General features: G+C 70.8%; 11 protein-coding genes. 5 read left to right on the top strand and 6 right to left on the bottom strand.

Annotation, left to right across the window (positions count from 1 at the left end):
* The first annotated feature begins 335 nt into the window (after window positions 1-335).
* Complete coding sequence (locus tag ACZ7OY_RS12655; protein ID WP_471911400.1) at window positions 336-1,433, top strand: sugar ABC transporter substrate-binding protein; 1,098 nt, start codon at window positions 336-338, stop codon at window positions 1,431-1,433.
* Between the two features lie 100 nt (window positions 1,434-1,533).
* Here ACZ7OY_RS12655 and ACZ7OY_RS12650 read toward each other — a convergent pair whose 3' ends face one another.
* A complete protein-coding gene (locus tag ACZ7OY_RS12650; RefSeq protein ID WP_471911399.1) occupies window positions 1,534-2,100 on the bottom strand; it encodes a DUF4352 domain-containing protein in 567 nt (188 codons plus the stop codon).
* A gap of 278 nt (window positions 2,101-2,378) precedes the next feature.
* On the opposite strand from ACZ7OY_RS12650, the gene ACZ7OY_RS12645 reads away from it, so the two are divergent.
* Complete coding sequence (locus ACZ7OY_RS12645; RefSeq protein WP_351619241.1) at window positions 2,379-3,416, top strand: helix-turn-helix transcriptional regulator; 1,038 nt, start codon at window positions 2,379-2,381, stop codon at window positions 3,414-3,416.
* A gap of 24 nt (window positions 3,417-3,440) precedes the next feature.
* Here ACZ7OY_RS12645 and ACZ7OY_RS12640 read toward each other — a convergent pair whose 3' ends face one another.
* A complete protein-coding gene (locus tag ACZ7OY_RS12640; RefSeq protein ID WP_471911398.1) occupies window positions 3,441-4,478 on the bottom strand; it encodes a helix-turn-helix transcriptional regulator in 1,038 nt (345 codons plus the stop codon).
* 297 nt (window positions 4,479-4,775) lie between these two features.
* Here ACZ7OY_RS12640 and ACZ7OY_RS12635 point away from each other — a divergent pair, with 297 nt between their 5' ends.
* Complete coding sequence (locus tag ACZ7OY_RS12635; protein WP_338017542.1) at window positions 4,776-5,111, top strand: hypothetical protein; 336 nt, start codon at window positions 4,776-4,778, stop codon at window positions 5,109-5,111.
* 176 nt (window positions 5,112-5,287) lie between these two features.
* Here the strand turns inward: ACZ7OY_RS12635 and ACZ7OY_RS12630 are convergent, their stop codons facing one another.
* A complete protein-coding gene (locus tag ACZ7OY_RS12630; protein WP_384722426.1) occupies window positions 5,288-5,701 on the bottom strand; it encodes a pyridoxamine 5'-phosphate oxidase family protein in 414 nt (137 codons plus the stop codon).
* A gap of 130 nt (window positions 5,702-5,831) precedes the next feature.
* Between ACZ7OY_RS12630 and clpB the strand changes: the two genes are divergently transcribed.
* Window positions 5,832-8,429: an ATP-dependent chaperone ClpB gene (clpB, locus tag ACZ7OY_RS12625; RefSeq protein WP_471911397.1), complete on the top strand. Its 2,598-nt coding sequence runs from the start codon at window positions 5,832-5,834 to the stop codon at window positions 8,427-8,429.
* 51 nt (window positions 8,430-8,480) lie between these two features.
* Here clpB and ACZ7OY_RS12620 read toward each other — a convergent pair whose 3' ends face one another.
* Entirely contained in the window at window positions 8,481-8,933 is a 453-nt protein-coding gene (locus ACZ7OY_RS12620) for a hypothetical protein (protein WP_471911396.1), read from the bottom strand.
* 128 nt (window positions 8,934-9,061) lie between these two features.
* Here ACZ7OY_RS12620 and ACZ7OY_RS12615 point away from each other — a divergent pair, with 128 nt between their 5' ends.
* Window positions 9,062-9,592 (top strand): YbjN domain-containing protein, encoded by a 531-nt coding sequence (locus tag ACZ7OY_RS12615; RefSeq protein ID WP_471911395.1) that lies wholly within the window; start codon window positions 9,062-9,064, stop codon window positions 9,590-9,592.
* A gap of 42 nt (window positions 9,593-9,634) precedes the next feature.
* Here ACZ7OY_RS12615 and ACZ7OY_RS12610 read toward each other — a convergent pair whose 3' ends face one another.
* A complete protein-coding gene (locus tag ACZ7OY_RS12610) occupies window positions 9,635-10,849 on the bottom strand; it encodes a hypothetical protein (protein ID WP_471911674.1) in 1,215 nt (404 codons plus the stop codon).
* A 300-nt stretch (window positions 10,850-11,149) separates the two neighbouring features.
* Window positions 11,150-12,340, bottom strand: a complete 1,191-nt coding sequence (locus tag ACZ7OY_RS12605; RefSeq protein ID WP_471911394.1) for a pyridoxal phosphate-dependent aminotransferase — start codon at window positions 12,338-12,340, stop codon at window positions 11,150-11,152.
* Window positions 12,341-12,344: the final 4 nt, after the last annotated feature.

Raw genomic sequence — 12,344 nt, 5'->3', positions numbered from 1 at the left:
GCCCGGGAGATCTCCCGGGCCCCTTCGCGTGCGTCCGGCGGCGGGGTCCGGGCGGATGCCGGGACCCTTCGTGATCATGGATTGACGGAGCGGCGACGGGTTGTGTGAAACTTTACTTTTCCGTGAACTTCCATTGAGTGAAGGGACCATAAAAGACCGTTTGGTGAAGAATCGGCAGGGCCTTCGCGACCGACTGTGAGCGAAGCGGAGCATGATGTTGCTATCTCGTTAAGTGCTTCGGCTTGACGCCGACCATTGCGGACGCGTTGTCTTTTCAGACACCTGGGTCACCATGTCGTACCCATGTCCGGATCGCACTTGAAGTGAGCCCCCGAATGCGTCGTATCGCCCTATCCGTGGCCGCGTCCACTATGACCCTCTCGCTGGCAGGCTGCGGCATGCTCAACGCATCGGGGGACGCTGCCGAAGCGAGCCCGACGAAGGGCAACGACGTCACGGTGGGCATCCTGATGCCGGAGAAGACGAACACGCGTTACGCGGACTTCGACTACCCGATCATCAAGGCGAAGGTCGCCTCCCTGACCAACGGCCAGGGCCGGACCGCCTACGCCAACGCCGCCTCCGACGCGGACGTGCAGGCCACCCAGATGCAGAAGATGATCGACGACAAGGTCGACATCATCCTGCTGGACGCCGTCGACTCGCACGCCATCGCGGGCATGGTGAAGAAGGCCAAGGACGCGGGCATCCCGGTCATCGCCTACGACCGCCTGTCCGAGGGCCCGATCGACGCGTACATCTCCTTCGACAACGAGCTCGTCGGCGAGGTGCAGGGCCGCACCCTGGCCGAGCAGGTGGACAACTCCTCCGGCAAGATCGTCATGGTCAACGGCTCGCCCACCGACCCGAACGCCAAGCAGTTCAAGGCGGGCGCGCTCGCCGAGCTCGACGGCAAGGTGGTCATCGCCGACACCTGGGACACCAAGGACTGGAACCCCGACGTGGCCCAGGCCAAGATGACCAAGGCGATCGAGCGGATAGGCAAGAGCAACATCGCAGGCGTCTACGCGGCCAACGACGGTATGGCCGGCGGTGTCATCAAGGCCTTCAAGGCGGCGGGCGTCACCACCATGCCGCCGATCACCGGCCAGGACGCGGAGCTGGCGGGTGTTCAGCGGATCGTCGCCGGCCAGCAGTACATGAGCATCTACAAGTCGTACCCGGAGGAGGCCGAGGCCGCCGCGCAGATGGCCGTCGCCCGGATCCAGGGTCACGACATCCAGTTCGACGCCCTGACCCGTGACAAGGTCGACAGCCCCACGAACAAGAACATCCCCTCGCTGCTGGTGAGCGTGGTCGCGCTGACCAAGGACAACATCAAGGACACCGTCGTCGCGGACGGCATCTACAAGGTGTCCGACATCTGCACGGCCGACTACAAGGCGGCCTGCTCCGCGATCGGGCTCAAGTAGGCCCTGGCGCCGCACCGGCCCGCGAACGGCTCACGAGCCCGTCTCGGCGGCCCGCGAGCGCCTCAGCGGCCCCTGGAGGCCTCACCGGTCCCAGGACGCCTCACCAGCCCACGAGTGGCTTCATCGGGATGAGCACGCCCTCCGGGGCGTGCTCCACCGGACGGCTGTCCATGAAGCCGGCCCGGTCGCGGTCGCCCGAGACGCGCACGCCCGTGACCTTCGCGTCGCGCGGCACGTCGTACCAGATCTCGACCTCGACGAGATCGTGGCCGCCGATCTCGACCTGGTCGTGCTGACGCCGTACCGCCATCGCGAAGGTGTCCGCCCGGCCGCGCCGGCCGGCGACGCCCTCCAGGCGCTGCCGCGCGACCACGTACGTGTGGAACTCGGGGTCCTTGTTCTCCACCCGCAGCCGGATCGCACAGAACTGGCCGTCGGGTTGCGCCTCACTATGCGATCCCGAGACAGCCGTAAGGCCACAGCGCAGGGACAGCAAGGTGAACGTGAGGTGTCCATCTTTGTAAGCCCTGGAAGGCCGTTGTGCGGCCGCGGAGGGCGACGGACCCGCCGGACTCCCGCCCCCCGCGTCGCAGCCCGCGACAGGCAGCGTCAGCGCCGCGGCCAGCGTCGTCCACGTGAGTGCCCTCGGCAGGCGCCCTTTCGGCATAGGTGAAGTGTCGGGCCGTCGGGGCCGAAAGGGGAGAGGGCGGACACGACGGGAACGCATGGACGGCAGTCACCCGGGGGAGTGGATTCCACCGAGTACCGGCCGGGTACGGAACACCACCGTCAGCTTGTGGCGATGCGATGGTCGGCGGTGGGCGGAAAGCAGGACGAACCAGCTGTTTCCCACGGTCGGGCCGAGGGAAGCCGTGTTGCGGAGCAGGTAGGGTCCGCGCATAGTGGCGCCTGCGGAAGAGGCTGGAACCGGGGGTGGGACGGGCGATGGCCGGGCACGGGACGGAGCAGCATCCACACGGTGCCGACCGACTGTGCGAGGCCGGGGATCGGGTGTATTCCCGGGCCGTACGGCGCGGACGGGTGCGCCGTCGTGACGCCGACCCGGTGCCCTGTCTGCTGGAACTGGCCCTGCTGCACCCGGATCCCGACGACATGGACTGGCTGGTGCCGACCGCACCGCAGGAGGTCATGACCCGGCTGCTGCGCGCGGTGCACGACGAGGTCAGCGCGAGCCGGCACCGGGTGGGCGCGGCGGTCGCGGCCGTCGAGTGGTACGCGGGCCTGGGCGGCCGGCTGCCGTCCTCCGGCACCGAGGGCAGCTCGATCCGGGTCCTGGAGGGCCTGTCCCGGATCCAGACGGCGATGGACGAGGCGACCGAGGCCTGCACGACGGAGGTGCTGACGGTCCAGCCGGGCGGCATCCGCCGCGAGGCCGAGCTGTCCGAGGGGCTGCACCGGGCGCTGACGCTGCGCGGGCGCGGGGTGCGCATGCGGGACCTGTACAACCACGTGGCCCGGCACGGGCAGGGTCTGCTCAACTACCTGGAGCTGATGGGCGACACGGTCGAGGCGCGCACCCTCGACGAGGTCGTCGACCGGCTCATCCTGTTCGACCGCACGGTCGCCTTCATCCCCGCCAACGCCGATCACACGATGGCCCTGGAACTCAGGCACCCGGCCCTGGTCGGCTACTTCGCCACGGTCTTCGAACGCTTCTGGCGCCTGGCGATCCCGCTCACCGCCCCGCTGCCCGACACCGGCATCGAAGGCATCTCGCACCGCGAGCAGTCCATCGCGGCGCTGCTCGCGGAGGGGCATCAGGACGCGGTGATCGCGGAGCGCCTCGGCATCAGCGTCCGCACCTGCCGTGCGCACATCGCGCGGCTCTCGGAGACGCTGGGCGCGGCGAGCCGCACCCAACTGGGGGTCAGGATCGCCCAGGTCGGCCTGGTCGGCTCCGCGCCGACCCCCGGTGTGCCGCAGGTCGTCCTGCCCGACCAGGGGTCGCCGACCGCCCTGTGAGGGGGCCGGGCGAGGGCGCTCGGGTCACGTGCTGCCGTCTTCGGCCGGGACGGGGTGGTCCTGGTTGAGAATTCCCGACTGGGCTATCAGATAGCCGAGTTGGGCGCGGCTGCCGCTGCCCAGGGCGGTGGCCAGTTTGGCTATGTGGGCCCGGCAGGTGCGTACGTTCATGCCCAGCCGGCGCGCGATGGCCTCGTCCACGTGTCCCTCCACCAGGAGTTTGGCGATGGAGTGCTGGATGTCGGTGATGCCGTCGGGGGCGGTCTCGTAGGGGGCGCCGGCGCTCAGCGGCACCGCGCGGTTCCACATGAACTCGAACACCTTGACCAGGTAGCTGACCAGCCCGGGGTGGCGCAGTTCCAGGGCGACCTGGCGGTCCTCGCGGACCGGGATGAAGGCCACGGTCTCGTCGCAGATGATCAGCCGCTCGACGAGTTCGTCGATGGTGCGGTACTCCGCCTTCCCGTCGGCGAACTGGTCGACATAGGCGAGTCTTTCGGGGCTGTAGCGCGCGGTGTGCTGGTACAGGGTGCGGATGCGCACCCCGCGTTCGATCAGCGGCCGGTCGCGCTCCAGTCCCTCGATGAGTCTGCGTTCCGGGTGGCGGGCGCTCGGCTGGACCGTGAGCACCTCGTGCTGGCACTGGGCGGTGGCCAGGTCGAGTGCCGCGTTGATCCGGTCGAGCCCCTCCAGCACCCGGACGGAGTCCGTGGCCGCCGTCACCTGGGCGCTCAGGGCCATGAACGGCTCGAAGGCCCCGGCCAGGTCGGTGGACAGCCGCCGCCGCTCACTGATCTCGCGCTCTATGGCGTTGAGGCGCTGGGCCAGGACGACCGAGGGGGGAACCGGGAGCAGCCAGTTCGTTTCGTCCGGGTCGGGGTGCAGCAGGGCGAACTCCATCAGGCACGGAGCGGCCTCCACCTCGGCGCGGGCGATTCGCCCCGTGCGCAGCGCGTTCGCGTAGAGACGCCCGCCCTCCTCGCACAATTCCGTCAAGGCGTGAGGATGTGTCTCGTTAGTCCGATTCGTTGCCAAATCTCCACCCCCCAGGACCCTGAACATGCAGGAACATGATGCATTGATTCTGTGGCCATGACGTGCCCGAATGAGCCATCGTCTTACTCGACGGGGGAAGAGGGGACCTTCAAGTGAGGACGAAGCCGACTATGCGTAAGAGAATGCTTCGCTCGGTGCTTGTCGCCGCCTTCTCCGCCGTTGTGGCCTTCGGAACGCTGAGTGGCCTCTCTGGTGCGAAGGGTGACGCTCGGGCGGACACCGTCTGGTCAGTGCCGGGTGCCAACGCCGCGGCCGGCGACGGCGACACCGTCGTCACACCGAATGACACCGTGTGGAGTTGACGTGACCACCCCACCCGACGACCGCTCCTTCCGACGTGAGATGGCCACCGCCTACCGCTCCGGCTGGCACTTCATCGACCTGGTCACCGCCATCCCCCACAGCGGCGACTCGCTGATGGTGACCGTCTTCGGTGAGCCGGTCGTCGTCACGCGGGACGAGGACGAGGACGTGCGGGCGTACCGGTGCCTGCGACGGCCTCGCGGCGCGCCGCAGCCCGTGCGGTGTGCCATCCGGTACGGAATGATCTTTGTGAACCTGGATCGGCGGGACCACCGGCTTGCGGAGCCGGACGTTCCTGACATCAGGACCATCTCGGCCACCCCCCGCAGTGCCTGACGCGATTCCCCCGTCGTAAAAGATCGCGCAGGTACTTCCCCCCGCAGCGGCGTCACCGTGACCTGAACACGGTGACCCCGCTGCAGTTTTACGGGATATTTCCGGGAATAGACGCGTTCCAGGGGTGACCGAAAAGGATCGTCCGCCGCTGTTCCCCCGGAGCTCGCCCCGCCTCCTCAGCCCCGCCCCATCGCCCGGGTCAGCTCGATCTCGATCACGACGCGGGACGGGTTGGGTGCGGGCACCCGCTCGTAGCGCTCGGCGTAGCGCCGCTCCGCCTCCGCGATCCGCTCCGGATCGGTGCGTACGAAGGCCCGGCCCTCCAGCGTGGCCCAGCGGCGGCCGTCGACCTGGCACACCGCGACGGGCGCGCCCGCCGCCCCCGCGGCGTTCACGTGCGCCACCTTCGCGCTCGCCTTGTTCGTGATCACCCGAGCCAATCGCGCCTCGGGGTCGTATGTCACTCCGACGGGTACGACGTGCGGTGTGCCGTCCTGGCGTGTCGTCGTCAGGGTGCACAGGTGCCGTTCCCGCCAGAAGGCGAGATACGGCTGGTCCGGGCTGCCCGGGTTCTGCGGATATGCGGCCATGCCCGGGAATTTAGTCCCCCGCGACCTCCCGGGCTCTTCTTGAGCGGAATAGACTCAACTTTGTGTACGTTGGTTGAGTCAGGACCGGGAGACGTGGGCAGTACGCCGACGCTGGGAGGAGAACGCGAACGTGGACGCCGAGCTGACCAACAGGAGTCGGGACGCGATCAACGCGGCCGGCAGCCGGGCCGTGTCCGAGGGCCATCCGGACCTCACCCCCGCCCATCTCCTGCTCGCGCTGCTCGCGGGGCAGGACAACGAGAACATCATCGACCTGCTGGCCGCCGTGGGCGCGGACCAGGCCGCCGTGCGCGCCGACGCCGAACGGGTGCTGGCCCAGCTGCCCAGCGTGACCGGCTCCACCGTCGCGCCCCCGCAGCCCAACCGTGAACTGCTCGCCGTCCTCGCCGACGCCCAGCGGCGCGCCCAGGACCTCGGCGACGACTACGTCTCCACCGAACACCTGCTGATCGGCACCGCCGCCAAGGGAGGCGCCGCCGGCGAGGTGCTCTCCCGGCGCGGAGCCGGGGCGGAGCAGCTCCAGGAAGCCTTCCGCAAGTCGAGGGGCGGACGCCGGGTGACCACCGCGGACCCCGAGGGGCAGTACAAGGCGCTGGAGAAGTTCGGCACCGACTTCACCGCGGCCGCGCGGGAGGGCAGGCTCGACCCCGTCATCGGACGGGACCACGAGATCCGGCGGGTCGTGCAGGTGCTGTCCCGCCGCACCAAGAACAACCCGGTGCTCATCGGCGAGCCCGGCGTCGGCAAGACCGCCGTCGTGGAGGGCCTCGCGCAGCGGATCGTCAAGGGGGACGTGCCCGAGTCCCTGAAGAACAAGCGGCTGGTCGCGCTGGACCTCGGCGCCATGGTGGCCGGAGCGAAGTACCGGGGCGAGTTCGAGGAGCGGCTGAAGACCGTCCTCGCCGAGATCAAGAACTCGGACGGCCAGATCATCACCTTCATCGACGAGCTGCACACCGTCGTGGGCGCGGGCGCCGGCGGCGACTCCGCCATGGACGCGGGCAACATGCTCAAGCCCATGCTCGCGCGCGGTGAGCTGCGCATGGTGGGCGCCACCACGCTGGACGAGTACCGGGAGCGGATCGAGAAGGACCCGGCCCTGGAGCGGCGGTTCCAGCAGGTGCTGGTCGCCGAGCCGACCGTCGAGGACACCATCGCCATCCTGCGCGGGCTCAAGGGACGCTACGAGGCCCACCACAAGGTCCAGATCGCCGACAGCGCGCTGGTCGCGGCGGCCACCCTGTCCGACCGGTACATCACCTCCCGCTTCCTGCCCGACAAGGCCATCGACCTCGTCGACGAGGCGGCCTCCCGGCTGCGCATGGAGATCGACTCCTCCCCGGTCGAGATCGACGAGCTCCAGCGGGTCGTGGACCGGCTGAAGATGGAGGAGCTGGCGATCGGCAAGGAGACCGACGCCGCGAGCCGGGAGCGGCTGGAGAAGCTGCGCCGCGACCTCGCCGACAAGGAGGAGGAGCTGCGCGGTCTCACCGCCCGCTGGGAGAAGGAGAAGCAGTCCCTCAACCGGGTCGGTGAGCTGAAGGAGAAGCTCGACGGCCTGCGCGGCCAGGCCGAACGGGCCCAGCGCGACGGTGACTTCGACACCGCCTCCAAGCTGCTGTACGGCGAGATCCCGTCCCTGGAACGCGACCTGGAGGCCGCGACCGAGGCCGAGGAGGAGGCCTCCCGGGACACCATGGTCAAGGAGGAGGTCGGCTCCGACGACATCGCGGACGTCGTCGCCTCCTGGACCGGGATCCCGGCGGGCCGCCTGCTGGAGGGCGAGACGCAGAAGCTGCTGCGCATGGAGGACGAGCTCGGCAAGCGGCTCATCGGCCAGTCCGAGGCCGTACGGGCCGTCTCCGACGCGGTGCGGCGCAGCCGCGCGGGCATCTCCGACCCGGACCGGCCCACCGGCTCCTTCCTCTTCCTCGGCCCGACCGGCGTCGGCAAGACCGAACTGGCCAAGGCGCTCGCGGACTTCCTCTTCGACGACGAGCGGGCGATGATCCGCATCGACATGTCGGAGTACGGCGAGAAGCACAGCGTGGCCCGGCTGGTCGGCGCCCCGCCCGGCTACGTCGGCTACGAGGAGGGCGGCCAGCTCACCGAGGCGGTCCGCCGCCGCCCGTACAGCGTCGTCCTGCTGGACGAGGTGGAGAAGGCGCACCCCGAGGTCTTCGACGTCCTGCTCCAGGTGCTGGACGACGGCCGGCTGACCGACGGCCAGGGCCGCACGGTCGACTTCCGCAACGTCATCCTGGTGCTCACCTCGAACCTGGGCAGTCAGTTCCTGGTGGATCCGACGGTGGGCGAGGCGGAGAAGAAGCAGCAGGTGCTGGAGGTGGTCCGGGCGTCCTTCAAGCCGGAGTTCCTCAACCGGCTCGACGACCTGGTCGTCTTCTCGGCCCTGTCCAAGGAGGAGCTGGGCCGGATCGCCCGCCTCCAGATCGACCGGCTCGCCAGACGGCTGGCCGAGCGGCGGCTCACCCTGGAGATCACCGACGAGGCCCTGGCCTGGCTCGCCGACGAGGGCAACGACCCGGCCTACGGCGCCCGGCCGCTGCGCAGGCTGGTCCAGACGGCCATCGGCGACCGGCTGGCCAGGGAGATCCTGTCCGGCGAGGTCAAGGACGGCGACACGGTCCGGGTGGATGCCTTCGGCGACGGACTCATCGTGGGCCCGGCGACCGGCAAGACGCTGTGAAGCAAGGGCGGCACCGCGCCGGACGCGGTGCCGCCCGGTACGCGGTGGCGCTCAGTACGTGGAGGCGTCGAACTGGACGAGGGCGGTGTCCCCGGCGGCACCGCCCTCGTAGCTCACGCTGACGCTCACGTCGTACGCGCCCGTCGTCCTCTCGTCGCCCGGGTCCTTGAAGACCGTCACGCACAGGTCCGCGTCGCACATCGCCGGGCGCTCGCCGCCGGGGAACGACGTGGCCAGCCACCCGGCCACCGTCGGGCGCGGCATACGGAACGTGCCGTCGTACGACTGGCCCCCCCAGGTGTGCGAGAGGCAGTCCTCGTCGTGGGCGCCCGCGGGCATCGCGGCTCCCGCGAACTCCATGGCCGTGCCGCAGTCGGCCGCGCTGATGGTGTCGGCGGGCTCGTCGCTCCCCTCCAGGGTGGCCAGCCGCCAGACGAACCACCCGCCGATCACGACCACGAAGACCAGACACAGCCACCACAGGCCCCACAACACCGTGCGCATCCGAGCTACCCCCTGCCGTTGGTGACCAGATCATGACACCCCCGGCGCGCGACAGGCCCTTGCCGGGGTTGCCACTCCCCGTGCCGGATGGGAGAGGATGGCAGCATCCGTACGAAGGGAAATTCACGGTGACCATCGACCCGTCCTCGATTCCGAACTTCGGGGGCCAGCCCGAGCCGCAGCCGCAGGGACCGGCGGGCCCCGTCGTCCCGGATCAGGACCTCGTGAAGCAGCTCCTCGACCAGATGGAGCTGAAGTACGTCGTGGACGAGGAGGGCGACCTCGCGGCGCCCTGGGAGCAGTTCCGCACGTACTTCATGTTCCGTGGCGAGGCCGACCAGCAGGTGTTCTCGGTGCGGACCTTCTACGACCGTCCGCACAAGATCGACGAGAAGCCGCAGCTGCTGGAGTCCATCGACGACTGGAACCGTCGCACCCTGTGGCCCAAGGTCTACACGCACACGCACGACGACGGCACCGTCCGCCTCATCGGCGAGGCCCAGATGCTGATCGGCACCGGCGTCGCCCTTGAGCACTTCGTGTCGTCGACGGTCAGCTGGGTGCGGGCCGCCATCGAGTTCGACAAGTGGCTCGTGGAGCAGCTCGGCCTGGAGCAGGAAGTCAACGACGCGGAGGAGCCCGAGGAAGGCGAGGAGTAGTCCGCCTCCGGGGCCCAGGGCGGGGCAGCCCGTCCCCGGGTCCTACAGCGGTGCGTGCGCGATCGCTACCAGGTACGCGCCGTAGACGAACGAGAGCCCGGCCAGGGCGGCGACCACCGCGGTCGCGTGCCAGGGCCGGGCTCTCGCCGTGCGTACCAGCGCCCGCGCGGGCGGCAGCAGCAGGGGGAAGGCGGGCAGCAGGAAGCGCGGCTTGCACTCGAAGAAGCCCGCGCCGCCGAGGGCGACCACCATCAGGGCGCTGGTGTAGACGACCAGGGGCAGCGGGGGGCGGTCCAGGAGCAGCAGGACGTACAGGAGCACCGCCGCCGCGACGATCACCAGCGACATCGGGAAGACGAACCGGGCCTTGTACAGCAGGAGGATCCGGGTGAACCGGAGCGCGTCGTGGCCGAGGTCGAAGCGGGAGCCCCAGCCCGCCTGCACCCTGAAGTAGCCGCCGAACAGGTCCCCGGTGCGCCGGCCCACCCACAGGAGGTACGCGCTCCAGCCGAGCGGGGCGAGTGCCGCGCCCGCCCACAGCCCGGGGGAGAGCCGGCCGAGCCGGCGGCGCTCGTGCCAGGCCTCGCAGACGGCCGCCGCGACGACGGCCGCCGCCACCGCGCAGCCGTTGGGCCGGGACAGTCCGGCGAGCGCGGCCAGCGCGCCGGCCCACAGCCAGCGGTGGGTGAGGACCGCGTACAGCGACCAGGCGGCGAACGCCGTGAGCAGCGGCTCCGTGTACGCCATCGACAGCACGACCGAGTGCGGGAGCAGCCCCCACAGCAGCACCAGCGTGCAGGCGACGGCCCGGCCGTGCAGCAGGGCGCCGCACCGGTAGATCCCGCAGGCCGCGGCCACGGCCGCCAGCCAGGACACCAGCAGGCCCGCCCCGCCCCCGCCGAGCGGGCTGAGCGCCGTCACTCCGCGCACGAGGGCCGGGTAGAGCGGGAAGAACGCCAGGTCGCTCTGGACGACGCCCGGCTGCGGACGCAGGACGCGGCCGTAGCCGTGCGCGGCGATGCCCAGGTACCACAGGGAGTCCCAGGACCGCCCGAGCAGGGCGAGCGGCTGCTTGTCGCCGGTCCAGGCGGTCGTGGCGAGCACGGCGGCACCGGCCAGCCGCGCGGCCACGAACAGGCCCACGGCGGTGGCGGCCCCCGGCGGCGGGAGCGTCCGGGGGTCGGGCAGCCGGGGACGGGGCAGCCGCGGACGGGCCCGGCCCCGTCGTTCGGGCTCCGGCACCGCGAGGCGGAGCATGGTGGCGCTGGTGTGAGTCACACCCGCACCTTGCAAGGGCGCCGCCGGGGTGCGCGAGCAGGGCGCGGCCGGACGGGTGCGCTCGCCCACCACCCGGCGCGGCGGCGTGACGCCGGAGTCCGGACATGCTCCCGCCGGGTCCGCCGACACCCTGGCAGACGGACCGGCCCGCCGTCGGGGTGGATCGGGCCACCGCACGGGACGACCCCTCCCGGCCGACCCGCACGGCTCCTCCCGGCCGCCCGCACGGCCTCGGACCGGCAGGCCGGCAGGGCCTCGGACGGTCGGGCCGGCAGGGCGTCAGGCCGACAGGGACTTCAGGCGCCGCACGGCCTCCTCCAGCACCTCGGTCCGCTTGCAGAACGCGAACCGGACGAAGGGGGCGCCGGCCTCGCGGTGGTCGTAGAAGACCGCGTTCGGGATGGCGACCACACCGGCCCGCTCCGGCAGGGCGCGGCAGAAGGCGAAGCCGTCGCTCTCGCCGAGCGGGCGGATGTCGGTGGTGACGAAGTAGGTGCCGGCGGTGTCGTAGACCTGGAAGCCCGCCTCCTTCAGGCCGGCCGCGAGGATGTCGCGCTTGACCCGCAGGTCCTCGCGGAAGGACTCGAAGTAGGAGTCCGGGAGGGCGAGCGCCTCGGCGACCGCGTACTGGAACGGTCCGGCCGACACGTACGTCAGGAACTGCTTCGCCGAGCGCACCGCCGTGACCAGGCCGGGCGGCGCGGTGACCCAGCCGACCTTCCAGCCGGTGAAGGAGAAGGTCTTGCCGGCCGAGCCGATCGTGACCGTGCGCTCGCGCATCCCGGGGAAGGCGGCGAGCGGCAGGTGCTCGGCCCCGTCGAAGACGAGGTGCTCGTACACCTCGTCGGTGACCACCAGCAGGTCGCGCTCCACGGCCAGCTCCGCGACCGCCGTCAGCTCCTCGCGGGTCAGGACCGTGCCGGTCGGGTTGTGCGGGGTGTTGACCAGCAGAAGACGGGTGCGGTCGGTGACCGCGGCGCGCAGTTCGTCGAGGTCCAGGCGGAACGCGCCGTCGTGCGGGCGCAGGGTGACCGGCACCCGGGTGCCGCCCGCCATCGCGATGCAGGCCGCGTAGGAGTCGTAGTAGGGCTCCAGGGCGATCACCTCGTCGCCCGGCTCCAGCAGGGCGAGCAGGGCCGCGGCGATGGCCTCCGTGGCGCCGGCCGTGACCAGGACCTCGGTGTCGGGGTCGTAGGACAGGCCGTAGCGGCGCTGCTGGTGCGCGGCGACGGCGGTGCGCAGCTCGGGGATGCCGGGGCCCGGCGGGTACTGGTTGCCGAGGCCGTCGCGCAGCGCGCGCACCGCGGCCTCCCTGATCTCCTCGGGTCCGTCCGTGTCGGGGAAGCCCTGGCCCAGGTTGATCGCCCCGGTCCGTACGGCCAGCGCCGACATCTCGGCGAAGATCGTCGTCCCGAACTCGGCGAGCCGGCGGTTGAGGAAGGGGCGTGCGCTGGAGGTCATGCCGGTCATCCTG

The organism is Streptomyces sp. NPDC107559 (genome assembly GCF_055657365.1).
Note: the sequence above shows the minus strand (reverse complement) of the source record. Positions and strands in the feature narration are given on the sequence as shown.